Source organism: Streptomyces sp. NPDC057486 (assembly GCF_042802415.1).
Classification (GTDB): domain Bacteria; phylum Actinomycetota; class Actinomycetes; order Streptomycetales; family Streptomycetaceae; genus Streptomyces; species Streptomyces yanii.
On record NZ_JBHVEE010000001.1, the window covers coordinates 154543 to 177261 of the forward strand.

The 22719-nt window shown below is 71.3% G+C and carries 21 protein-coding genes and 1 pseudogene; 8 read left to right on the top strand and 14 right to left on the bottom strand.

Annotation, left to right across the window (positions count from 1 at the left end):
• Window positions 1-19: 19 nt before the first annotated feature.
• Window positions 20-1252 carry an MFS transporter gene (locus ACFU6I_RS00795; RefSeq protein WP_384360213.1) on the bottom strand — a complete coding sequence of 411 codons (1233 nt, stop codon included), beginning with the start codon at window positions 1250-1252 and terminating at the stop codon, window positions 20-22.
• Between the two features lie 150 nt (window positions 1253-1402).
• Between ACFU6I_RS00795 and ACFU6I_RS00800 the strand changes: the two genes are divergently transcribed.
• On the top strand, window positions 1403-2392 hold the full coding sequence (locus tag ACFU6I_RS00800; protein WP_384359949.1) for a GlxA family transcriptional regulator: 990 nt from the start codon (window positions 1403-1405) through the stop codon (window positions 2390-2392).
• Window positions 2393-2410: 18 nt separating this feature from the next.
• Here ACFU6I_RS00800 and ACFU6I_RS00805 read toward each other — a convergent pair whose 3' ends face one another.
• The 3 genes and pseudogenes from ACFU6I_RS00805 to ACFU6I_RS00815 form a co-directional block, all read right to left on the bottom strand.
• Window positions 2411-3460: a Zn-dependent alcohol dehydrogenase gene (locus ACFU6I_RS00805; protein WP_384359951.1), complete on the bottom strand. Its 1050-nt coding sequence runs from the start codon at window positions 3458-3460 to the stop codon at window positions 2411-2413.
• A pseudogene (locus ACFU6I_RS00810) lies at window positions 3457-3712 on the bottom strand (acyl-CoA dehydrogenase family protein); the annotation flags it as partial. The pseudogene ACFU6I_RS00810 and the gene ACFU6I_RS00805, both read right to left, overlap by 4 nt.
• A gap of 84 nt (window positions 3713-3796) precedes the next feature.
• Window positions 3797-4711 carry an SDR family oxidoreductase gene (locus tag ACFU6I_RS00815; RefSeq protein ID WP_384359953.1) on the bottom strand — a complete coding sequence of 305 codons (915 nt, stop codon included), beginning with the start codon at window positions 4709-4711 and terminating at the stop codon, window positions 3797-3799.
• A 101-nt stretch (window positions 4712-4812) separates the two neighbouring features.
• Here ACFU6I_RS00815 and ACFU6I_RS00820 point away from each other — a divergent pair, with 101 nt between their 5' ends.
• Window positions 4813-5739: a cyclase family protein gene (locus tag ACFU6I_RS00820; RefSeq protein WP_384359955.1), complete on the top strand. Its 927-nt coding sequence runs from the start codon at window positions 4813-4815 to the stop codon at window positions 5737-5739.
• A gap of 38 nt (window positions 5740-5777) precedes the next feature.
• On the opposite strand, the gene ACFU6I_RS00825 is transcribed toward ACFU6I_RS00820, so the two are convergent.
• The 4 genes from ACFU6I_RS00825 to ACFU6I_RS00840 form a co-directional block, all read right to left on the bottom strand.
• Complete coding sequence (locus ACFU6I_RS00825; protein WP_384359957.1) at window positions 5778-6293, bottom strand: ATP-binding protein; 516 nt, start codon at window positions 6291-6293, stop codon at window positions 5778-5780.
• A 434-nt stretch (window positions 6294-6727) separates the two neighbouring features.
• A complete protein-coding gene (locus ACFU6I_RS00830; protein WP_384359959.1) occupies window positions 6728-7723 on the bottom strand; it encodes an acyl-CoA dehydrogenase family protein in 996 nt (331 codons plus the stop codon).
• A 7-nt stretch (window positions 7724-7730) separates the two neighbouring features.
• The gene (locus ACFU6I_RS00835; RefSeq protein ID WP_384041477.1) at window positions 7731-8885 is read right to left on the bottom strand and encodes an acyl-CoA dehydrogenase; all 1155 of its coding nucleotides are present in this window, start codon (window positions 8883-8885) and stop codon (window positions 7731-7733) included.
• Window positions 8885-10090, bottom strand: coding sequence for an amidohydrolase family protein (locus ACFU6I_RS00840; protein WP_384359961.1), 1206 nt, complete (start codon window positions 10088-10090; stop codon window positions 8885-8887). Before ACFU6I_RS00840 ends, ACFU6I_RS00835 begins: the two co-directional genes overlap by 1 nt.
• A 155-nt stretch (window positions 10091-10245) precedes the next feature.
• On the opposite strand from ACFU6I_RS00840, the gene ACFU6I_RS00845 reads away from it, so the two are divergent.
• On the top strand, window positions 10246-11784 hold the full coding sequence (locus tag ACFU6I_RS00845) for an AMP-binding protein (protein ID WP_384359963.1): 1539 nt from the start codon (window positions 10246-10248) through the stop codon (window positions 11782-11784).
• Between the two features lie 49 nt (window positions 11785-11833).
• Complete coding sequence (locus ACFU6I_RS00850) at window positions 11834-12244, top strand: HIT family protein (protein ID WP_384359965.1); 411 nt, start codon at window positions 11834-11836, stop codon at window positions 12242-12244.
• A gap of 84 nt (window positions 12245-12328) precedes the next feature.
• Here ACFU6I_RS00850 and ACFU6I_RS00855 read toward each other — a convergent pair whose 3' ends face one another.
• Together ACFU6I_RS00855 and ACFU6I_RS00860 are read right to left on the bottom strand one after the other, a co-directional pair.
• Complete coding sequence (locus ACFU6I_RS00855; RefSeq protein WP_327244950.1) at window positions 12329-12850, bottom strand: EF-hand domain-containing protein; 522 nt, start codon at window positions 12848-12850, stop codon at window positions 12329-12331.
• 93 nt (window positions 12851-12943) lie between these two features.
• Window positions 12944-13318, bottom strand: a complete 375-nt coding sequence (locus tag ACFU6I_RS00860) for an STAS domain-containing protein (protein WP_384359967.1) — start codon at window positions 13316-13318, stop codon at window positions 12944-12946.
• A 293-nt stretch (window positions 13319-13611) separates the two neighbouring features.
• Here ACFU6I_RS00860 and ACFU6I_RS00865 point away from each other — a divergent pair, with 293 nt between their 5' ends.
• Together ACFU6I_RS00865 and ACFU6I_RS00870 are read left to right on the top strand one after the other, a co-directional pair.
• Complete coding sequence (locus tag ACFU6I_RS00865) at window positions 13612-14232, top strand: RNA polymerase sigma factor (protein WP_384359969.1); 621 nt, start codon at window positions 13612-13614, stop codon at window positions 14230-14232.
• Window positions 14229-15479 carry a maleylpyruvate isomerase N-terminal domain-containing protein gene (locus ACFU6I_RS00870; protein WP_384359971.1) on the top strand — a complete coding sequence of 417 codons (1251 nt, stop codon included), beginning with the start codon at window positions 14229-14231 and terminating at the stop codon, window positions 15477-15479. Before ACFU6I_RS00865 ends, ACFU6I_RS00870 begins: the two co-directional genes overlap by 4 nt.
• A 330-nt stretch (window positions 15480-15809) precedes the next feature.
• On the opposite strand, the gene purU is transcribed toward ACFU6I_RS00870, so the two are convergent.
• Entirely contained in the window at window positions 15810-16688 is an 879-nt protein-coding gene (purU, locus tag ACFU6I_RS00875) for a formyltetrahydrofolate deformylase (RefSeq protein ID WP_384359973.1), read from the bottom strand.
• A gap of 28 nt (window positions 16689-16716) precedes the next feature.
• Window positions 16717-17163 carry a hypothetical protein gene (locus ACFU6I_RS00880; protein ID WP_384360215.1) on the bottom strand — a complete coding sequence of 149 codons (447 nt, stop codon included), beginning with the start codon at window positions 17161-17163 and terminating at the stop codon, window positions 16717-16719.
• Window positions 17164-17337: 174 nt separating this feature from the next.
• Between ACFU6I_RS00880 and ACFU6I_RS00885 the strand changes: the two genes are divergently transcribed.
• Entirely contained in the window at window positions 17338-18618 is a 1281-nt protein-coding gene (locus tag ACFU6I_RS00885) for an ABC transporter substrate-binding protein (RefSeq protein WP_384359975.1), read from the top strand.
• A gap of 107 nt (window positions 18619-18725) precedes the next feature.
• On the opposite strand, the gene ACFU6I_RS00890 is transcribed toward ACFU6I_RS00885, so the two are convergent.
• Window positions 18726-20159 carry a hypothetical protein gene (locus ACFU6I_RS00890; RefSeq protein ID WP_384359977.1) on the bottom strand — a complete coding sequence of 478 codons (1434 nt, stop codon included), beginning with the start codon at window positions 20157-20159 and terminating at the stop codon, window positions 18726-18728.
• 170 nt (window positions 20160-20329) lie between these two features.
• Window positions 20330-21712 carry a transcriptional regulator gene (locus ACFU6I_RS00895; protein ID WP_384359979.1) on the bottom strand — a complete coding sequence of 461 codons (1383 nt, stop codon included), beginning with the start codon at window positions 21710-21712 and terminating at the stop codon, window positions 20330-20332.
• A 319-nt stretch (window positions 21713-22031) separates the two neighbouring features.
• Between ACFU6I_RS00895 and ACFU6I_RS00900 the strand changes: the two genes are divergently transcribed.
• Window positions 22032-22718, top strand: coding sequence for a bifunctional DNA primase/polymerase (locus ACFU6I_RS00900; protein ID WP_384360217.1), 687 nt, complete (start codon window positions 22032-22034; stop codon window positions 22716-22718).
• Window position 22719: the final 1 nt, after the last annotated feature.

The following is a 22719-nucleotide window of genomic DNA, read 5'->3' on the forward strand; positions in this document are numbered from 1 at the left end:
CGGGGCGCGGTCGCCCGGCTCACCCGATCCGCTCCAGGCGGCGGATCGGGCGGGCCACCAGCAGCACACCCACCACCAGTGCGTTGATCACCGCTCCGGCCAGCAGCACCTCGGGAGCGCCCACCGCGTCCGCGACCGGTCCCGCCAGTGCCCGGCCCGCGGCCAGCATCAGCAGGGAGCCCGCCACGTCGTACGCGTGCAGCCGGTTCAGGGCCTCCGGCGGGACGTGTGTCTGGACCGTCGTCGACCACATCACCAGCCAGAACGCGAACACCCCACCCGCCACGAACTGACCGACCCCCAGCGCGGACACCGGAAGCCCGAGCCCCAGCACCACCAGGTTCACGCACACCCCGGTCAGCGCGATCGCGCCCGCCGCGAGCGGACGGCGCGGCCTCAGCCGCAGGGCCAGCAGTCCGCCGACCACGCTGCCCGCGCCGTTCACCGCCATCATCACGCCGTACGTCCCCGAGCCGTGCGCCTCGGTGACCTCGACCGCGGTCAGCGGGAGCATCGGGCCGACCACCGTGAATCCGTACACGGTCCAGATCGCGATCACCCCCCACAGCCAGCTGCGGGCCTTGAACTCCCGCCACCCGTCGACCAGTTCGGCGACGAACGTGCCGCGCTGCGTCGCGTCGGACGGCATCGGGGCGAGCCGCAGCAGGAAGAGACAGACGCCGGAGACCGCGAACGTCGCCGCGTTCGCCGCGTACACCGCTCCGGCGCTCGCCAGTCCGACCAGAAGTCCCGCGAAGGCCGGGCCCGCCATCGTCATCAGCGCCTCGGAGACCCGGAGCACCGCGTTGCCGCGCTGCACGTCCAGCGACACCCGGGGCACGGTCGACGCGACGCCGGGCTGGAAGAGCGCGGCACCGACGCCGGCCACCGCGCTCAGTGCGTACACCGCCCACAGCGGCGGGTTGCCGGTCGCGAAGGAGACGGCGAGCACCGACGCCCCGACCAGTCGCAGCACATCGGCGATGATCATCATTCGACGCGGGGTGAAACGATCCGCCAGCACGCCGCCGAAGAGCACGAAGAGCGCCAGCGGGCCCATCCAGGCGGCCAGCGCGAAGCCGACGGATGCGTGGGGGCGACCGGCTCCCAGCAGGCCCGCGGTGAGCGCCACCGGGATCATGCCGTCGCCGAAGAGTGCGACGGTCCGGGCGATGAAGAAGAGCCGGAAGTTACGGTTCCAGAGCTCGCTTCCCGGTCGTTCGCCGTCCCGGCGCGCGTCCAGGGGAGGCAGCGGGGCCGACGATTCCAAGGGGGACAACTGCGAGGGTGCGTTCGCGCGGGCCGTGCCGGGAATGCGCTCGTGGTCTGCTGACTTTTCCTTCACGTCGGTGACATGTATCAGTTTATGGTCTATACCACTAGAGGTGAAGGGAGCCCTGTTGTGAAGCACAGAGTCGTCGTCCTCGCCCTCGACGGGCTGCTCCCGTTCGAACTCGGCATCCCCCAAAGGATCTTCGGCCTGGCATTCGGTTCCGAGCCGCACGACAAGGGCCGGAAACTCTACGAAGTCGTTACCTGTTCCGTCCGCCCACCGGGACCGGTCTCCACCGACGCGGACTTCACGATCACGGTCGAGCACGGCCCCGAAGCACTGGCCACCGCCGACACGGTCGTCATCCCCGCCTCGTACGAACTCGGCCCCGTCTACGAAGAGGGCAGGCTGTCGGACGAGCTCGCCGCGGCGTTCGCGTACATCAGGCCGGGCACCCGGCTCGTCTCGATCTGCACCGGCAGTTACGTCCTCGCCGCCGCCGGGTTCCTCGACGGGCGCCCCGCCACCACGCACTGGTCCTCCGCCGACCACTTCCAGCGGCTGTTCCCGCAGGTCCAGGTCGACCCGGACGTCCTGTTCATCGACGACGGGGACGTCCTCACATCCGCCGGGGTCGCCGCCGGCATCGACCTGTGTCTGCACATCGTGCGCCGCGACCACGGCACGGCCGTCGCCAACGACGTCGCCCGCCGCACGGTCGTGCCACCGCATCGCGACGGCGGGCAGGCGCAGTACATCCGGCGCCCCGTCCCCGAGGCACAGTCCGCGACCACGACCGGTGCGCGGGCCTGGGCGCTCGGCCGGCTGGACCGGCCGATCCTGCTGCGCGACATGGCGCAGCAGGAGTCGATGAGCGTACGGACGTTCACACGCCGGTTCCGTGAGGAGGTCGGGATCAGCCCCGGGCAGTGGCTGACCCAGCAGCGGGTGGAGCGGGCGCGGGGGCTGCTGGAGTCCACGGACCTGTCGATCGACCAGGTGGCGCGCGCGGCGGGGTTCGGCACGGCGACATCACTGCGGCAGCACATCCAGGCGGCGCTGGGGGTGTCGCCGACGGCGTACCGGCGGACGTTCCGGGCGACGGCCGGGGGCCGGTAAACCTTTCCGGTCGCAGCACTAGAAGACCAGCACCCCGCGCGCCACCCTTCCGTGGTGCGCGTCGTCCGCCGCCTTCGCGAAGTCCTCCACCGGGTAGGTCTCCGTGACCAGTTCGTCGAGCATGAGGCGGCCGGTCCGGTACAGCTCCGCGTAGAGCGCGATGTCGCGCTGCGGGCGCGAGGAACCGTACCGGCAGCCGAGGATCGACTTGTCCAGGTACATCGACGAGACCAGGAACGACGCCTCCGCCGTCGCCGCCGGGACGCCCAGCAGGATCGCCTGGCCGCGCCGGTCCAGCAGGTCGATCGCCTGCCGGATCAGTTCCGTACGGCCCACGCACTCGAAGGCGTGGTCGGCGCCGGTGGGCAGGATCTCGCGTACGCCCTCCGTCGACGTCAGGAAGTGCGTCGCGCCGAACTGCCGCGCCACCGCCTCCTTCGCCGGGTTGGTGTCCACCGCGACGATCGTCAGCGCGCCCGCGATCCGGGCGCCCTGGATCACATTGAGCCCGATACCACCGGTGCCGATCACGACGACCGTGTCGCCGCGGTCGACCTTCGCCCGGTTGAGTACGGCTCCGACGCCCGTCACCACGCCGCAGCCCATCAGGGCCGCGGAGGCCGGCGGGATGTCCGCCGGAATCCTCACCGCCTGCACGGCCTTGACCAGCGTCCGTTCGGCGAACGCGGAGTTGGACGCGAACTGGTACAGCGGCTTGCCGCCCCGGGAGAACGGCTGCCCCGGCATCCCGATCGCCTTGCGGCACATCGTCGGCCGGCCCCGGTCGCACTGGGCGCACGCGCCACAGCTGGCCAGGGTGGAGAGCGCGACGTGATCGCCGGGCACGACATGGACGACACCCGCGCCGACCGCCTCCACCACCCCCGCGCCCTCGTGCCCGAGGACCACCGGCAGCGGGAACGGAATGGTTCCGTCGACGACCGACAGATCGCTGTGGCACAGGCCCGCGGCGGTCACCGCGACCAGCACCTCGCCCGGGCCCGGGTCGCGTATCTCCAGGTCGTCGACGACCTCGGTCTGCTTGCCGTCGAAGACGACGCCTCTCATCTCGGCTCCCTCGGTAGGCCGAGCACCCGCTCGGCGATGATGTTCCGCTGGATCTCGTCCGAGCCGCCGTAGGTGGTGTCGGACCGGGTGAACAGGAACAGGCGCTGCGCTTCGTCGAGTTCGTACGGGGTGGTGGGCGACCAGTCGTCCGGACCCGGCTCCGGCGGCGCCCCCGATGCCCACGGCGAGCTCACCGAGACGCCGGTGCCGGCCGCCCCGAAGCGGCTTGGCGACGCCGGGGGCGCCCGCGTCGGGCGTGCTCCTCGGCCCGGGGACGGAAGTCCGGCCGCTCCCGCGATCGAGGAGCGGGGTCCGGGGCGGAGCCCCGGTGGGAGGTCACGCGTTGGGCCTCGCCTTCGCCGCCGCGGCGGCCGCCATCGCCTCCAGTTGCGCCAGCATCGGCATCGGGTCCACCCCCACCGTCCCCGGCAGGAAGTCGGCGATTCTCTCCGGGGTCCACGCCCCCTCCGCGTACCCGGCCCGCAACTCCCTCGGCTGGGCCCAGACGGCGATCTTGGGGCCCGCGATCGTGTACACCTGGCCGGTGATCTTCTCCTCGCGGGCCCGCTCGCTGAGCAGGTAGACGACGAGTGCGGCAACGTCCTCCGGCTCGCCGATCTCCTTGAGTTCCATCGGGACGTTCGCGGACATCCGGGTCCGGGCCACCGGGGCGACCGCGTTCGCCGTGACGCCGTACTTGTGCAGGCCGAGCGCCGCGCTGCGGACCAGGGAGATGATGCCGCCCTTCGCGGCGCTGTAGTTCGCCTGGGCGACGCTGCCCTGGTGGTTGCCGCTGGTGAAGCCGATCAGTGTGCCGCCCCCCTCCTGCTTCCGCATCACCGCCGAGGCCGCGCGGAAGACGGTGAAGGTGCCCTTGAGGTGGGTGGCGACAACCGGGTCCCACTCCTCCTCGGACATGTTGAACAGCATCCGTTCGCGGAGGATCCCGGCCACGCAGACGACCCCGTCGATCCGCCCGAACCGTGCCAGCGCCGTGTCCACGACGCGCCGGCCGCCCTCCATCGTGGAGATGTCGTCGGCGACCGCGACCGCCTCGCCGCCCGCCGCCTCGATCTCCTTGACGACGGCCTCGGCTATCGCACTGGTCGGCTCACCGCCCCCGACGGAGACGCCGTAGTCGTTGACGACGACCCTGGCCCCCTCCGCCGCCGCGGCCATCGCGACGGCCCGTCCGATGCCACGGCCGGCACCGGTCACGGCCACCACCTTGCCTGCCAAGAAGTTCCCCATGCCCGGCCCCTTCCCGCGGTTTCTGACGGACCGTTAGATTTTATGGGCAGTCGGCTCCGTCAGCACAAGACCCGGCGCCCCACCGATTCGAGGAGGCCCTCATGACCCTGCCCGCCGAGTTCCACGAGATGGCGAAGCGCGTGAACAACTGGGGGCGCTGGGGCGCGGACGACGAGATCGGGACGCTCAACCTGATCACCGACGCGGTGGTGCGGGACGCGGCGGCCACCGTCCGCACGGGGCAGCGGATCCCTCTCGCGCTCCCGCTCCAGCAGGACGGTGTGCAGGGCGGACTGATTCCGGGACGGGTCAACCCGCTGCACGCCATGGTCCAGATCAACCAGGAGCTCTTCGGCCCGGGTACGGTCGCGACCAGCGACGACGTCGTGACACTCGGCCTGCAGGCGGCCACCCACTGGGACGCGCTCACGCACGCCTCGCACTCGGGGAAGATCTACAACGGCCGTCCCGCGACCACTGTCACCGCGCACGGCGGCGCCGAGTTCAGCGGGATCGACAAGCCCTTGCACCTCGTCTCGCGCGGCGTCCTGCTGGACGTGGCACGCGCGCACGGTGTCGACCGGCTGCCCGGCGACCACGCCGTCACCCCGGAAGACCTCGACGCGGCGGAGGAGTTCGCCGGGATCCGGGTCCGGGCCGGGGACATCGTGCTCGTACGCACCGGGCAGGTCCAGGTGTATCTGGCCGGCGACAAGCACGCGTACGCCTATCCGTCACCCGGCCTGTCGATCCGGACGCCCGAGTGGTTCCATGCCCGCGATGTCGCCGCGGTCGCCAACGACACGCTGACCTTCGAGATCTTCCCCGCGGAGATCGAGGACCTGTGGCTGGGAGTGCACGCGCTCGATCTGGTCGAGATGGGCATGCTGCAGGGCCAGAACTGGAACCTGGAGACGTTGTCCACAGCCTGTGCGGAGGAGAGGCGCTACGGGTTCCTGCTCTCCGCGATGCCGGAACCGTTCGTCGGCGCCACCGGCACGCCGGTCGCCCCGGTCGCCCTTCTCTGACCGGCCACCGCCAGGAACGTTCCAGGACGTTCCGGCTGCTACGCGCGATGCGTGACGGCGCGCGACGGTTCGTACGGTCCCGTGCTCTGGGCGCCGATGCCCGGCACGCCCGGACCGTGCGTGCCGGCCTGCATCTGCACGATCGGCGCGCCCCGGTCCACCTCGCACCAGATCCGCTTTCCGGCGCCCTCCGGCTGCCAGCCCCAGCGGTCGGCGAGGCCGTCGACCAGCTCCAGGCCGCGACCGCCGGTGTCCTCACCCTGCGCGTGTCGCTGCTGCGGCGGGCGGCAGCTGGTGTCGGCCACCTCGACCCGTACGGTCCCGGCCGCCCCGGCCGCTCCCGTCGCGCCGAACAGCATGCGCAGCACGGCCGGACAGCCGGTGTGGACGACCGCGTTGGTGACCAGCTCCGAGATCAGCAGGATGAGCGTCTCGGCCAGCGGCTCGTCGTCTCTTATCCCGGACCCGACCAGTCTCGACCGCGCCCACCTACGGGCCCGCCCGACCTCCGCGGGATCCGGACCGACCTCCAGCTGAACCTGAAGCACCTGCACCGCTCACACCATCCGAACCGGCGGACACATCGCCTCGCGCCTCCTCAGGGTCACGGAACGTGATTCCCTTACGAGGCAGCATGGTTGACATACAGTCACCGCAACAAGCGCTTCGGGCATATTCCAGCGCGAAGGAGTACGCGTGGTGCATACTGTGCGACGCGCGTCGCGGGGAGTCGAACAGCAGCGCGCCGAAGCCGCGGGGAACGCTCCCCGGGCAGGTCCGGCGCCTCTGCGTGGAACGCGAGCCGGGCACCGCGTCCGGACCGGAGTCGCCGCACGGGCAACACCCGGATCGCCCGGTTCCAGAACCACTCGCATCCCACGGAGCGTACCCGAGCGGACGGCAACTGCGGCCCGTGACGAATCACGCAAAGGACACAAGCCGATATCGGCGCTTACCGACTGCACTGGGTAACTCCGCAGCGTGAGCCTCAGGGGTCTCCCGCGTCACATGCGTGCACGCGGCACAGATCTGCCGCAAGGGCCTCCTCGGCCTCTGCCGTCCTCAGCCATTCCCCGGCCCGCAGCCACGCCCGCTTGAGGTGCAGATGTACGTCCGCCTCCCAGGTGAAGCCCATGCCGCCGTGCACCTGGAGGCAGTCCCGTGCGTTGCGGACGGCCGCCTCGTCGGCGAGCAGCTTGGCGCCCGCGATCTCGGCCGGGTCCGCGGTCACCGCTGCCGCGTACACCGCCGCGCGGGCCACCTCGGCGCGCACCAGCATCTGGGCACACAGGTGCTTGACCGCCTGGAAGGCGCCGATCGGCGATCCGAACTGCTCACGCTCACGGGCGTGTTGGACGGCCATCTCGGTGGTCCGGGCGGCGCTGCCGAGCTGTTCGGCGGCGGCCAGCAGTGCGCCTTCGAGCCGCAGCGGCGTCGCACCGGGCAGCGGGGCCCCGTCCCCGACGCCCGCCGTCACACGGTGCAGCGGCGTGAGCGGGTCGAGTGACCGTACGGGACGCGCCGTCCGTACGAGCTCCCGCAAGGCGTCCCCCTCCAGGACCCGCGCCTCCCCTCCCGGCCGGACAGGGCCCAGGGCGATCAGCGCGTCCGCGGCTTCCAGATGGGCCACCGGCCGCCCCTCTTCCAGCACCGCGACCACCGCCCCGCCGTCCGCAGCCCCCTTCACCGCCCCCACCGCGCCCGCGGCGAGATGCGTGGCCGCCAGCGGTCCGGGCAGCAACACCCGCCCCGCCTCCTCGAACAGGAGCACGGACTCGGGCAGCCCGAGCCCCACGCCGCCGTCCGCCTCGGGCAGCCGCAGCGCGAAGAACCCGGCCGCGCCCAGCTCCCCCCACATCGCCCGGTCGACAGCCACGCCCGCGTCGAGCGCGGCCCGCATCCGGTCCCTGCCGAAGCGGCCGGTCAGCAGCTCCCGTATCCCTGCCCGCAGGGCCCGCTGGTCGTCCGAAAGCTGGAAGTCCACAGTCCGCTCAGCGCCCCTTCGGCAGGCCGAGGATCCGCTCGGCGACGATGTTCTGCTGGATCTGCGAGGTGCCCGCGGCGATCGTGTACGAGAGCGAGGTCAGCCGGTCCAGGACCCACTCCCGGTCCAGATCGGCCCCGTCGGCGCCGAGCACCTCCGCGGCCGCGTCGTACAGCTCCTGGCGGGCCTGCGAGTACCGCAGCTTGAAGACCGAGCCGCCGGTGCCGGGGACGCCGCCGCTGCGCTGGGCCTCGCCGACGTTCCACTGGGTGAGCCGCCACAGCGCCCGGAATTCCGCGTTCAGCCTGCCGAGCGTCCTGCGCAGCACCGGGTCGTCCCAGCGGCCGCTGCGCCGCGCCTCGGCGGCCAGGGCGCTCAGGGTGCGGCGGCAGGCGACGACTTCGCCGACGAACGCCGTACCGCGTTCGAAGGAGAGGGTGACCATAGTGACCCGCCAGCCGTCGTTCTCGGCGCCGACCCGGTGGGAGACCGGCACCCGCACCTCGTCGAGGAACATCTCGGCGAACTCGGTGGATCCGGCGAGCGTGCGCAGCGGGCGGACGGTGACGCCGGGGGCGTCCATCCGCATCGCGAGCCAGCTGATCCCACGGTGCTTCGGCGCCGCCGGATCCGTCCGCACGAGCAGCTCGCACCAGTCGGCGACCTCCGCGTGCGAGGTCCAGATCTTCTGGCCGGTGACGACGTAGTGGTCGCCGTCCCGGACCGCCCGGGTCCGCAGCGAGGCCAGGTCGGAGCCCGCATCCGGCTCGCTGAACCCCTGGCACCAGATCTCGTCGCCGCGCAGCACCGGCGGCAGCCAGCGGGCGCGCTGCCCGGCCGTGCCCTCGGCCGCGATCGTGGGACCCGCGTGCAGCAGCCCGACGAAGTTCGCGCCGACGTACGGCGCCCCGGCCCGCTCCGTCTCCTCCAGGAAGATCAGGTGCTGGGTGGGGGTGGCCCCCCGCCCGCCCGCGTCGACGGGCCAGTGCAGCCCCGCGTACCCGGCGTCGTACAGCATGCGCTGCCAGGCGGTGTCGTAGGCCCGCCGTCCCGGCCAGTCGTCGGGACCGGGCTTCGCGGGCAGCCCGGGCAGCACAGCGGCGAGCCACTCCCGCAGCCGCGCCCGGAACTCCCGCTCCTCGTCCGTGTCCGCGAGATCCACTACCGGCCCCGGTCCCGGTCGAGATCCAGGTCCAGCATCCTGATCGCGTTTCCGCGCATCAGTTTGTAGACGGTCTCGTCGTCCAGTCCCTTGACGTGGTCGAGCGCGACCTCCTTCGTGTGCGGGAAGGTCGAGTCGACGTGCGGATAGTCGGTCTCGAAGGTGGCGTTGTCCCGCCCGACCACGTCGAGCGACGCGACCCCGTGCTTGTCACGGAAGAAGCAGCAGAACATCTGCCGGTAGTAGTACGTCGACGGCGGCTCGGGGATCAGATCGCGCACCCCGCCCCAGGCCCGGTGCTCCTCCCACACGTCGTCGGCGCGCTCCAGGGCGTACGGGATCCAGCCCATCTGGCCCTCGCTGTACGCCAGCTTCAGCTGCGGGAACCTCACCAGCACTCCGCTGAACAGGAAGTCCATCATCGAGGCCATCGCGTTGTTGAAGGAGAGCGAGGCCTGGACGGCGGGCGGGGCGTCCGGCGACGCGGCGGGCATCTGCGAGCTGGACCCGATGTGCATGTTGACGACCGTGCCGGTCTCCTGGCAGACGGCGAAGAACGGATCCCAGTAGCCGGTGTGGATCGACGGCAGGCCGAGATGGGTGGGGATCTCGGAGAACGTCACGGCCCGCACCCCGCGGGCGGCGTTCCGCCTGATCTCGGCGACCGCCAGGTCGATGTCCCAGAGCGGGATGATGCAGAGCGGGATCAGCCGGCCACCGCTGTCGCCGCACCACTCCTGCACCATCCAGTCGTTGTAGGCGCGGACACAGGCGAGCGCGACCTCCTTGTCCTCGGCCTCGGCGAAGGTCTGGCCGCAGAACCGCGGGAAGGTGGGGAAACAGAGCGACGCCTCGACATGGTTGAGGTCCATGTCCTTGAGGCGTTCGACGGGGTCCCAGCAGCCGCGCCGCATCTCGGCCCGGGTGATGCCCTCCAGCGTCATGTCGTCGCGGTCGAAGCCGACGGCGGCGATGTTCCGCTTGTACGGGAACTTCAGGTCCTCGTAGATCCACCAGTCGGTCGGCGGCCCGTCCGGATCCATGGTGATGACGTACTTGCCACCCGTGTACGCCAGCTCTCCGATCCCGGCGGTGAGCGGCTGCGGGCCGCGGTCGCGGTACTTGGCGGGCAGCCAGGTCGAGAAGAGGTGCGGCGGCTCGATCACATGGTCGTCGACGCTGACGATCCGAGGCAGTTCCGTCATGATGTCCCCTTCGGCGCACAAGGCACGTATCTGATGCCCCGTCAGATTTGCTTCGGTCCCAGGCTAGCCCCGCACCCCTGGACCGACAAGGCGCAGCGCTCTACGCTCTGCGCATCATCTGACTACCCGTCAGTTATAAGGGAGCGGGGAACGCAGTGAACGAGACCGCACACGCCCTGGGCGCATCGGCCACCTTCTGGGAACTCATCGAGCGCCGCGCCGCGCTGACCCCGGACCGCCCCGTCCTCATCCAGGACGACCGCACCCTCACCTTCGGCGAGCTGCGCGACCGCTGCGAGCGGGTCGCGGCCGGCCTGTACGGACTGGGGGTGCGCCCCGGCAGCGTCGTCGCCTGGCAGCTGCCGACCCGCCTGGAGACAGCGCTGCTCTCCTTCGCCCTCACCCGGCTCGGAGCCGTGCAGTCGCCCGTCATCCCGTTCTACCGGGACCGCGAGGTGGGGTTCGCGCTGCGCGAGTCGAAGGCAGCCTTCTTCGCCGTGCCCGGCACCTGGCGGGGCTTCGACCACACCGCGATGGCGCACCGGATCGCCGCGGACCTCGAGGAACCGCCGCAGGTCCTCGAGGCGTACGAGGAGCTGCCGGACGGCGACCCCGCCGTGCTCCCGCCCCCGCCCGCGGACGGCACGGCGGTGCGCTGGATCTACTGGACGTCGGGGACCACCTCCGACCCCAAGGGAGTCCTGCACACCGACCGCAGCCTGATCGCGGGCGGCTCGTGCCTGGCCCACGCACTGCATCTGTCGGCCGACGACATCGGCTCGATGGCGTTCCCGTTCGCCCACATCGCCGGGCCCGACTACACCGTGATGCTGCTGCTGTACGGATTCCCCGCGGTCCTGTTCGAGCAGTTCGCGATGCCCGGGGCGCTGGACGGCTACCGGCGCCACGGGGTGACGGTCGCGGGCGGCTCGACCGCGTTCTACTCCATGTTCCTGACCGAACAACGCAAGGACCCGACGCACAAGGTGGTCCCCACGCTGCGGCTGCTGGCGGGCGGCGGGGCGCCGAAACCGCCGGAGATCTACCACGCGGTCGTACGGGAGATGGGCATCCAGCTCACCCACGGCTACGGCATGACCGAGGTCCCCATGATCACCATGGGCGCCCCCGACGACACGGTGGAACACCTCGCCGAGACGGAGGGGCGTCCGCCCGAGGGCATGGAGATACGGATCACCGACGAGGACGGCAAGCCGCTGCCGTACGGGACGGACGGCGAGGTGCGGCTCCGCGGGGAAGCCGTCTGCCAGGGCTATCTGAACGCGGCCCCGGACGCCTTCGACGCGGACGGCTTCCTCGTCACCGGCGACGTCGGCCATCTCCTGGAGAGCGGCCATCTGGTCCTCACCGGGCGGCTCAAGGACATCATCATCCGCAAGGGCGAGAACATCTCCGCCAAGGAGATCGAGGACCTGCTCCACCGCCACCCCGAGGTGGCCGACGCGGCCGTGATCGGACTGCCGGACGAGGAGCGCGGGGAACGCGTCTGCGCGGTCGTCGAGCAGCCGGCCGGGGCGGGGGCGCTGACGCTGGCGGAGCTGGCCGGGTATCTGCGCACGGAAGGGCTCGCGGTGCACAAGCTTCCGGAGCAGCTGGAGGTGGTGGACGCGCTGCCACGCAACGAGACGTTGCGGAAGGTGCTCAAGTACAGGCTGCGGGAGCAGTTCTCCTGACGGAAAACGGGTCGCCGCCGTCTCTCACCGCGTGCCAGGGTCCGGGCGCATGAACTGCATTTTCTGCACCCTGATACGGGAGGACTCGGCGCGGTGGGTCCTCCGCGGTCCGGTGGTCTCCGCGTTCGCCCCGCTGGAGGCCCTCGCTCCGGGGCATACGCTCGTCATCCCGACCGCCCACCACACGGACCTCTTCGACATCCCGGCGGATGTGCTCGCGGACACGATGGCGCAGGTACAGCGGGTGGCCGGGGTGATGCGGTCGGCGCTCGGCGCCGGGGGCGTGAACATCCTGAGCGCGAGCGGGCCGGGCTCGCAGCAGTCCGTCCCCCATCTGCACGTCCACGTCGTGCCCCGTTGGCCCGGCGACGGGTTCTCGACCTGGCCCGCCGGGCGGTCCGGGCAACGTGTCGACGGCGATCCCATCGCCCGCCTCGCCGAGGCGGTCGCGGACCTGTGAGGGGGGTGCGGTCCCGGCGAGGAGGCCGCACCCGGTCGGCGGCGCGCCTACGGCCTGATCCAGTCCCTCTCGTGCACCAGGTCGTTACGCGTCCGGCTCGATCACCGTGAAATAGACGGCGAACGCGGCGACCGCGTCGTCCTCGGCGATCCTGCCGTCGTGGTCCGTGTCCAGGCTCCGCGCGGCCAGTCCTGCCGACTCCTCGCTCGCGCCCAGGACCTTCAGCGCCCGCTCCACGGCGGGCACCGAGGCCGCGCCGTCGTCGTCGTTGTCCGCCACGGCGATCGCCGCGCGCAGGAACGGGCGGGCGATCTCCGCGAAGCGCTCGGGGCTGTCGCGCAGCCGTTTCACGGCCCCGCCCACGAACTCCTCACGGGTGACGCGCTGGTCCCCGTCGACATCGGCGATGCCCGCCATGCCCTGCCAGAACGCCTCGGCCCCGGTGTAGAGCGCCTGCCCCTTGTCGCAGCGGGCCGTCGTACCGAATTCGGCGAGCAGACGGGCCGCGGCGGCGTTGAAATCCGCGCGATCGATGTATCCGTTGCCGTCCTGGTCGAAGGCGGCGAAGCGGAAGGCGATCTTGCGCTCATATTCTGCGCTGTCCATGCGGGGAGCGTACGACGCCTGCGGGCATCACGTGTCACTTACGCGCGCCACCGGTGTTACAACCTGGTCTTAACGCCGGGTGGCCGGCTGGTTTCAGGCCGAAATCGGCTGGGCTCCGTCGTCGACGGCCGCATCCCAGTCGGGGTAGACATCGAACAGACGGCGCACGCCGAGGGCGGCGAGCACGCGATTGACGTGGGAGCCCTCCTCCGCGCCGCGGGCCGGCAGGATCAGCCGCAGTCGACCGCCGCAGGAGCGCATCAGACGACGGGCCGCGATCAGCACGCTGACGCCGCTCGAATCGCAGAACTGCACCTCGGAGAGGTCGAGCACCACGTCGTGACGTCCGACGGCGACCACGTCATGGACGGACTGGCGGACCGTTGGCGACGTCACCAGGTCCAGTTCGCCACGTATGTGGAGGACGGTCCATACGCCCTGCTCGGCCTCGGCCACTTTCAGAGTCACTCGACTGGGCCTCTCGTTCCGGGGAATCCGACGATCCGGAAGTATCCGTTCCTCCTCGCGGCTGCCCCCGCAGCGCGCCGATGAAACACCGACCCACAGAAGTAGACACAAGAAGTAGAGACAGAAGAGTTTCAGGCAGAAATGATCACTTCAGGTCCGATTCCAGCATCTCGGGACGTCGCATTCCCTACCGTCCAGGGCGTTCTCCGGGACGTACTTGCCGCAAAGACGCCTGCAGGGTGAGTGCCGCCGACTACATTCGATGTGACGAGGGGGACAGGGTTGGGGGTCCTATGGCGAAAGACGCACCGCCCCGCTGGGACCGCAGGATGCAGCAACGGCTGGCACGCGGCGAGGCGGCGGCCCTCGGCGAGCTCTACGACCGTTTCGCCTCACTCGTCCACAGTCAGGCCCATCGGATGCTCGACGACGAGTCGGCCGCCGACCTGGTGACCCGCGAGGTCTTCGGGTACGTGTGGGAGAACCCCGACGCGTACGACCCCAAGCAGGGTTCGATGCGGTCCTGGGTGGTCCAGCTCACCCACCGCCGGTCCGTGCGGCGCCTGCGTGCCGCGGAACCGTCCCCGTCCGCGCGGGGCGAGGACGGCAGCGAGGAGGGCGCGCGGGACGGGGGTGAGGACACCGCGGCACGGCAGGAGCTGGAGGAGCGGGTGCGGCGCGCCACGGCCGCAGCCCGCGCCGACTACATCGTCGCCTCCATGCCCGCACCGTTGCGGGCCGCACTGGAACTCGCGTACATCCAGCGCAGGGACTACCGGCAGACCGCGACCGACCTCGGGGTGACCGAGGACGAGGCCCGCCGTCGGCTGCGGCTCGGGCTTCAGCTGCTCTCCACCGCCAACACCCGCTCGCCGGAGGGGTCCGCGCCGCCCGGATACGGACGGACCCTGTGACCGGCGACGAGGCGAACGGGCGCGACGACGAGGTGCGGGGCTCGCGGCGGGTACCGGGACCGCGGGCGGCGGCGGACGACTTCGACCTCGGCGCCGTACCGACGGCGCCCGCCCCGGCGCTTCCCCACCGTGTGCTCAAGGCCCTCCTCGGCGCCTGGGCGCTGGCCGCCTGTTCCGCCGAGGAGACCGAGGCGGTCGAGGCGCATCTCCCCGAGTGCGCCGCCTGCGCGGACGAAGCGCTACGGCTGCGCGACGCGGTCGGTCTGCTGCACACCGACCGCAGCCTGGACCTCGACCCGCTGCTGCGCTCCCGGGTGCTCGAAAGCTGTCTGAGCCGTCGCCCGGCCAAGATCCCGGTACCGGGCTGGGCCGTTCCGTACGACGCGGAGACGGCCCGCCTCGACGCGCTCCTCCGTGACATCGGCAGGTCGGAATGGCATGCGCCGGTGCGGCTGAGATGGTTCGAGGGCGAGCGACAGGTCAACCGCAAGACGACGGTCGCGGGGGTGATCGGCCATCTCATGACCGTCGACGGGCTGGTCAGCACCGCCCTCGGCCTGGACGATCCGGCCGCCGGCGGACGCCGCGGGAGAGATACCGCACCCGGCTCCGAGCTTCCCCTCTCCCCCACCTCGCGCACCGAGACGTACTGGTCGGCGGCCCGACGACCGCCCACCCGGGCCGTCCGCGAGCCCTGGCGCGACCAGAGCCACGCCCTCATCCGCACGGTGTCGTTCGCCGGCCGCGGGGTCGCCGAGCTGTCCGTCTCGTACGGGGACTTCGCCCTCCCGCTGCAGGACGCCCTGCTGGACCGGGCCTTCGAATGCTGGGTGCACGGCGGTGACATCGCGGACGCGGTGGACTATCCGTACGAGGCCCCGTCCGCCACCCATCTCCACCGGATGATCGATCTGGCGGCCCGGCTCCTGCCGGCCGCCCTCGCCGGACGCCGCCGGGCCGGGCTCGCGGCGCCCGCCCGCCATCTGGTGACGGCCGGCTCGCCGGGCCGTTCGCTCCATCTGGAGGTCGAGGGCTCGGGCGGCGGCAACTGGTACATCGCCCTGGACTCCCCGGCCGCGCTCGGCTCGCCCGACCACGCGGTCGCGCAGGTGGCCCTGGACGGCACGGAGTTCTGCCGGCTGCTCGCGGGCCATGTGTCGCCCCTCGACGCGGCGGCCGGGCAGGAAGGCGACCGCGAGGCGATCCGCGACGTGCTGTTCGCGGCGGCGTCGCTCAGCCGGCTCTAGGGCATGTGTCGGAAGTCCCGCCGTCCGCCCGAAGGGTGGGCCCGGCGGCGTCCGGTGCGTGCGATCGCACGGCGGAGGGTCGTCCTCGTACCGGACGGACGTACTCGGACGACCCCGACAACGCAGCGAGCGTGCGTGCCGGGCGTCGCCGGGCAGGCGGGACTTCCGACACACGCCCCGGTGCTGCGACCGGAGAGGTTCACCGGCTCGCGACGCCCGTCACGGCACCGGGGCCTCTCGTTCGGATCATGCCGGGCTCGCAGGGGCAGGCACGCGCCCTGATCCCGTCCGATCCCGACGAAGGACCCCAGGGGACGTCGGTCCTTCGCGCTACGCGAAGATCACCGTGCGGCGCCCGTTGAGCAGGATGCGTCGCTCCGCGTGCCACTTCACCGCGCGCGCCAGCGCCTGGCACTCCACATCGCGCCCGATCGCGACCAGCTGGTCCGGCGTGACGCCGTGGCCGACGCGCTCGACCTCCTGCTCGATGATCGGTCCCTCGTCGAGGTCGGCGGTCACGTAGTGCGCCGTCGCACCGATCAGCTTCACACCGCGGGCATGCGCCTGGTGATACGGCTTCGCGCCCTTGAAGCTCGGCAGGAAGGAGTGGTGGATGTTGATGATCCGCCCGCTGAGCTGCTTGCACAGGTCGTCGGAGAGGACCTGCATGTAGCGGGCGAGGACGACCAGCTCGACGTTCTCCTCGCGGACCAGCTGCAGCAGCTGCGCCTCCGCCTCCGCCTTGGTCTCCTTGGTCACCGGGATGTGCCGGAAGGGCACGTCGTACGAGGCAGTGAGCTCGGCGAAGTCCGTGTGGTTGGAGACGACGGCCGCGATGTCGACCGGCAGCGCGCCGATGCTGGAGCGGAACAGCAGGTCGTTGAGGCAGTGGCCGAACTTGCTGACCATCAGCACGACCCGCATCCGGTCCGAGGAGCGGTGGATCTGCCAGTCCATCCGGAACGAGTCCCCGACGGCGGCGAAACTGGCCCGCAGCTTCTCCACGGTCACCGGGGCGTCCGCCGAGAAGTGGACCCGCATGAAGAAGAGACCCGTGTCGTGGTCACCGAACTGCTGACTGTCCTCGATATTGCAGCCGGTCATGAAGAGATAACTCGACACGGCGTGCACGATGCCCTGTTTGTCCGGGCACGAGAGGGTGAGGACGTACTGCTCGGGGGTGGTCTCAGCAGGCTGCGGCGCGGTCATGTCCGTAGCGTGCCACACCGTCCCCGTTTCAGGCGGTCCTGGTCATGATGCGGAGCACGTCCAGGGAGCGCGGCGGGGTGTCGGGGTCCTCGCCGTCGTTCGCGGCGAGCAGCACGTGCGCCTCACGGGCGGCCCGCACGGCTTCCGGCCAGCCGTGGTGCTCCAGGTAGGCGGAGACGGGGGCGTCGGCGCCGACCTGGTGCATGATGCGCAGCACCCGCAGCACGGCGACGTCGACGAGGGCCGCCTCGCCGGAGTCGCGGAAGACCGTCCCGACGTACTTCTCGGCGGACCAGTTGTCCAGCCAGGTGTCCTCGACCAGGCGGTACACGGCGTCGGTGACATCGCCGTACCCCTCCCGGCCGGCCAGCCAGCACTCGTGGTGGAAGACGGGGTCGGAGAGCATGTGCAGCGCCGAGCGCACGTTGCTGCGCCAGCGCCACCAAGGAACGTCATTGAGCGGCATGCCGCCCATGGTGGAGGAGCGACGGCCGCGACGGGAAGTGTTCTCCGAACCTTGCTGCACGGTTGTCGATCGTACGTTCCCTCCTTCCGGGCTCGCACCGGCCCCTGTAATTCACCTCGATGTCACCGAGCGTTGAACGGGGCACACATCGGCGTTACCCCGGACGCGGAAATGTTCATGCCCATGACCGGATGGCGACGCCTCACCTCCCCCCGCCCCTACACATTCCTCACATGTACGGCGGCGGCCGGGGCATTGCTGATCACCGGCTGCGGTTCGCTCCCTGGGGCCTCGGGGGACTCCAGGGAGCCCGTCACCGTCATGACCTGGGCCCCCGACGGCTCCAGCGGTCCGGATACGGAGAACATGGCGGGCATGACGGCCATGGCCCGCGCCTACGCCCGCTGGGTGAACAACAACGGCGGGCTCGACGGGCACAAGCTGCGCGTCGTCACCTGCAACGAGGACGACACGGCGAACGGCGCGGGGGACTGCGCCCGGCGGGCGGTCGCGGAGAAGGTGGTCGCGGTCGTCGGCTCGTACAGTCCGGAGGGCCACTCCTTCATGGGGCCTCTGGAGGCCGCCGGAATCCCGTACATCGGCGGCTACGGGGCCTCCACCGAGGAGTTCAACAGCTACGACTCGTACCCCGTCAACGGCGGCCAGTCGGCGCTTCTGGCGGGCAACGCCAAGCAGCTCGCCCGCAGTTGTGAGCGGGTCTCCCTGGTGCGCCCCGACACGCTGGGCGGCGACAGCCAGGCATGGCTCTTCAGCACCGGCCTGAAGGAGGAGAAGCGGTCCGCGCCCACCGACGTCCGGGCGGCGGAGGCGGCCACGTCCTACGACCAGGCGGCCGAGCAGGCGCTGGAAGGGGCGGGACCGTCCGACGGGTGCGTGACGACGGTGCTCGGGGACCGCACGGAGACGTTCTTCGACTCCTTCCGCCGTCTCGAACCGCCGGACGGTCCCGTACGGATCTCGTCGGTCCTCGGCAGCGTCGACCAGCCGCTGATCAACAGCACCGGCGGGCGGAACAGCCCCTTCGAGGGGGCGTACGTCACCGGCTGGTACCCCGAGTCGGGGGATGCCCGCTGGGACGAGATGCGCACGGTGATCCGGAAGCACGCGTTCGGCGACAACCGGATCGACCCGGACGACACGGGTGTCCAGACGACGTGGATCGCGTACACGGCACTGAAGGAGATCGTGACGGCGATCGACGCCCCGGACATCACCGGCGGCAAGATCACGACTGCTCTCAACAGAGGCGCCGAGGTCGACACCGGTGGCCTCACCCCGGTGCTGCGGTGGCGGTACGAGGACATGCTGGGCTCGTCGGCTTATCCACGGATCGTGAACCGGAAGGTGACGTTCCAAGTGGTGCGGAAGGGACGGCTGGTGGCCGAGAGGAAGGGGTTCGTGGACGTCACGAACACGCTGTCGGAGGCCAGCGCGAAGGGCTGAGCACCCGCAAGCCCCTCCGGCGGTCGAGGAGCGGGGTGTGGGCCCACGAGGGTGCGGGCCCACGGGGGGGTGCTGCCCCAGTGCTGGGCAGCACCCCCGCACTGCCGTCAGAGATCCGTCGGCGTCCGCCGCGTCAACCCGTACTTCGCCGCGATCGAGTTCCACAGCCCCGACGCCTGCGCCTTCGCCTTGCTCGCCTCACCGCTCGCCCGATCGGCCTGGGCCTTCTCGGACGTCGGGCGGGCCTGCCCGTGCTTGCAGACCTTCTTGCCGTTCTTGGCCTGCGCGGCCCACGCCGCGTAGTGGTCGTCGGCGGAGGCCGACGCCTGCCACGCCTTCGTGAGCGCCGAGGTCAGCTGCGCGTTGTTCGGCAGCTTGTCGACCGTCAGCCCCTGCAGCCGCGTCACCAGGTCGCGGCGCTGCTTGGCCGCGCCCTGCAGATCGGTGACCGCCTGGTCCAGGTTGCTGCAGGACTTGGTCTTCTCCACGGCCCCGATGACCGCCGCCCGGCTGTTGTTGCTGTCCGCGAGCAGCTTGTCGAGTGCCTCGGCCTGCGGCTTCGCCGGGTCGGCCGCCGCCTGCGTGGAGGGCTTCGCGGCGGCGGGCGAGCTCGCCGCGGCCACCGGCTGCTTGTCGTCCGCGCCCTTGTCGTCGCCACTCATCAGCGCACCTGCGCCGAGCCCGACGACGGCACAGCCGACGACGACGGCGGCGATCAGCGGGACGTGCGACGGCTTCTTGCGCTGCCCGGCCCGGCCCTGCGGCGGCTCGTCGTACTGCGGCTGGTAGGCCGGGGCGGACTGCTGGTGCAGCTGACCGGCGCCCTGGTACGACGCCTGTCCCGGGTCGAACCGGGGCATCTGCTGCGTGGAGGCCGTCGGCTCCTCGGCGCGGAAGAGATTGTCGAACTCGGCGGGGGGCTGCCGCTCACCGGGCGTACCCGGCCTGATGCCGTACGGGGCACCACCGGGCACCGGCGGAATGTACTGGGTCGCGTCGGCGTCGGAGGCCGATGCGGGCGGCTGCGCGTGGGCGATGAACTGGGTCGCCTCCGCGGCACTCTCGGGCGGCACCGGCGCGATGAACTGCGTGGCATCCGCGTCGCCACCCATGCCCGCGCCCGCACCCGCGCCCGTTCCCGTGCCCGGTACGGCCTCCGGGGGCAGCGGCTGGGCGTACGGCTGGGGCTGGGCGTACGGCTGGGGCTGCGCATACGACTGGGGCTGGTCGTACGGCTGGGGCTGCGCATACGACTGGGGCTGGTCGTACGGCTGAGGCTGCTCGGCCGGCAGGGGCCGGCCCTGCTGCCCGTACGCCTGCCCCTGGTCGTACTGCGCGTACTGGCCCTGCGGCGACGCGTCCTGCTGCGGCGCCTGCGGCCCCCAGGGCTGACCCCATGGCTGCCCGCCCGCCGGAGCGGGCCGGTCGGCCGGTCCGCCCGGTATCCAGGGCTCGCCGCCACCTGCGGGCAGCACGACACCTTCGTGCGCGGGCCGTACAGCAGGGGGCTGCTGCTCGTCACCCTGTCCGCTCTGCGTCACCGGGACTCCTACGTGTAAACCTACGGAATCGTCGGCTCACGCTATCGGGTGGCAGCCGCCCTCCGCCAAGCGCCCGATATCACTCACCACCCCTTCACAGGGGCAGTAACACGCCGAGGCCTGACGACGCAGTTGAAGGGCGCCCCGAAAAACCCCCGATCAGACGCCGGTCAGGCTGCCTGGAGCTCCAGCCGCGCCCCGAACTCACGGACCGCCGGCTCGTCGCTGTACGGGACCAGCCGCTGCTGCAGATCGTCCAGGTACTCCGCGCCCCGCTCGGACCGCACCGTCCCCAGCAGCTCCATCGCCCGCGTCCCCGTATGACACGCCTGCTCCACCTCGCGCAGCTGCACCTGCGCCGTGGCGAGCAGCACCAGACCGATGCCCCGGCGCCGGGCCCGGGACTCCGGGAGACCGGCCAGGGACTCCGTCGCCCGGCGCTCGGCCGCCTCCGCCTGGCCGAGATCGCGGTGACAGTGGGCCAGCTCGTCGGCGAGATAGGCGGAGTCGAAGTGGACGATCCATGGCGGATCGTCACCGGTGTCCGGTTCGGCGTGCTCCAGCGCCGTCAGGGCCCGGCCCGCCACCGCCTGGCAGGTCCGGGCATCGCCGAGCAGCGCGTGCCCGCGCGCCTCCGCCGCGTAGAACATCGCCTCCGCGCGCGGCGTGACCCGCCCGCGCGCTCCCTCCTGCGCGGCCCGTGCCAGCTGCGCGATCTCCCGCGGGTTGCCGAGCTGTGCGGCGAGATGGCTCATCGAAGCGGCCAGCACATAGCCGCCGTACGCCCGGTCGCCCGCCGCCTGCGCCAGTCGCAGAGCCTGGATGTAGTACCGCTGGGCGAGCCCCGGCTGCCCCGTGTCGACCGCCATGTACCCGGCGAGCTCGGTGAGCCGCGCGACCGCCGCGAACAGCTGCCGCCCGACCGTTTCGCGGTACGCCCCCGAGAGCAGCCCGGAGACCACGCTGTTGAGGTAGTGCACCAGGACCGGCCGCACATGCCCGCTGCCGAACCGGTGGTCGAGGTCGACCAGCGCCGCCGTCATCGCCACCACCGCCTCCACGTCCGACATCCCGACCCGCGCCCCCGCCGCGCGCGCCACCTGCGGGTCGGCACCGGTGATCAGCCAGTCCCTGCTGGGCTCGACCAGCGCCGAGGACGCGACCGCCGAACCGGACAGGACGTCGCGGCGTCCGACATCGCTGCGCCACAGCTCACAGACCTGCTCGATCGCACCGATCACGGTCGGCGCGAACTGCAGGCCGACCCCGGACGCCAGATTCTTGCCGTTGGCCATCCCGATCTCGTCGATCGTGACCGTACGGCCGAGCTTGCGCCCGAGCGCCTCGGCGATGATTCCCGGTGCCCTGCCGCGCGGTTGCTGTCCGCGCAGCCAGCGGGCCACGGAAGTCTTGTCGTAACGGAGGTCGAGGCCACGCTCCGCGCCGACCATGTTGACTCGGCGGGCGAGGCCCGCGTTGGAGCATCCGGCTTCCTGGATGAGCGCCTGGAGCCGTTCGTTCGGCTGGCGTGCGACGAGAGGCCTGGCTGCCATGTTTCCCCCTGAGACCGCAGTGATCGGTGAACGGATCACTGCCCGGCATATGCCCAAGAAATGCGCACATGGATCGTGTTGGTGCTTTCCGTTGTGTTCACGGTGTTCACGGCATTAATGGCGCGTATCGTGTCGTTGTTCGGGTTCGGCACGTATTCGGCATGGGGGAACCGTTCCGGATTCCCCACATGTGGCTACCCGCCCCTCGACGCACCGCCTCATGCGCGCCCCCGTCCATGCATCCATGCGCCCCATGTGCGGGAGCGATGCACCGTGACCGCGTTCGCCACGCCCGTAACCCCAGGTGGTGGCGGAAGTTGTGATGTTCGTGGAAGAGCCCATCGGAGTCACGGAAACCGCACAAGTCCCCCAACAACGAGGTGAGCACCTGCTCGACGCCGCCGTGCGCTATGCGGAGGAGCGGCACTGGGACGTGTTCCCCGGCACCTGGCTCCAGGTGGTGGAAGGAGCGGAACGGTGCTCCTGCGGAGAGGCCCGCTGCGCCGCCCCCGGCGCCCACCCCACCCGGCCCGACTGGGCGAGCCGGTCGACCGGCAGCGGCGCCGCGGCCCGCCGGATGTGGTCCCAGCAGCCCGGGGCTTCGGTGCTGCTGCCCACCGGTCGCACCTTCGACGCGATCGACGTACCGGAGTCCGCCGGCTTCCTGGCGTTGGCCCGGATGGAGCGGATGAGCCTGCCGCTCGGCCCCGTCACCTGCACCCCCGACCGCCGGATGCTCTTCTTCGTACTGCCCGGCGCGGCGGCCAAGGCGGACGATCTCGTACGGAGGCTGGGCTGGAGCGCCACCGCGATCGGTCTGCACGGCCGCGGTGAGGGCCACTACGTGGTGGGCCCGCCGACCAGGATCGGCGGGCGCGGTGCGGTGCAGTGGGTGCGCCGGCCCACCCCCGCCAACCGCTGGCTGCCCGAAGCCGAAGAGGTCATCAGCCCCCTCGCCTACGCCTGCGGACGGGAAGCAGCCGACGCGCGGGCACGCCTTTCGTAGT

Bases quoted from the DNA above. Each gene is read 5' to 3' on its own strand.
- ACFU6I_RS00895 (WP_384359979.1), bottom strand. From the start codon at position 21,712: ATGGCAGCCAGGCCTCTCGTCGCACGCCAGCCGAACGAACGGCTCCAG.
- ACFU6I_RS00820 (WP_384359955.1), top strand. From the start codon at position 4,813: ATGACCCTGCCCGCCGAGTTCCACGAGATGGCGAAGCGCGTGAACAAC.
- purU (WP_384359973.1), bottom strand. From the start codon at position 16,688: ATGACCGCGCCGCAGCCTGCTGAGACCACCCCCGAGCAGTACGTCCTC.
- ACFU6I_RS00855 (WP_327244950.1), bottom strand. From the start codon at position 12,850: ATGGACAGCGCAGAATATGAGCGCAAGATCGCCTTCCGCTTCGCCGCC.
- ACFU6I_RS00865 (WP_384359969.1), top strand. From the start codon at position 13,612: ATGGCGAAAGACGCACCGCCCCGCTGGGACCGCAGGATGCAGCAACGG.
- ACFU6I_RS00815 (WP_384359953.1), bottom strand. From the start codon at position 4,711: ATGGGGAACTTCTTGGCAGGCAAGGTGGTGGCCGTGACCGGTGCCGGC.
- ACFU6I_RS00880 (WP_384360215.1), bottom strand. From the start codon at position 17,163: ATGGGCGGCATGCCGCTCAATGACGTTCCTTGGTGGCGCTGGCGCAGC.
- ACFU6I_RS00885 (WP_384359975.1), top strand. From the start codon at position 17,338: ATGACCGGATGGCGACGCCTCACCTCCCCCCGCCCCTACACATTCCTC.
- ACFU6I_RS00805 (WP_384359951.1), bottom strand. From the start codon at position 3,460: ATGAGAGGCGTCGTCTTCGACGGCAAGCAGACCGAGGTCGTCGACGAC.
- ACFU6I_RS00850 (WP_384359965.1), top strand. From the start codon at position 11,834: ATGAACTGCATTTTCTGCACCCTGATACGGGAGGACTCGGCGCGGTGG.
- ACFU6I_RS00840 (WP_384359961.1), bottom strand. From the start codon at position 10,090: ATGACGGAACTGCCTCGGATCGTCAGCGTCGACGACCATGTGATCGAG.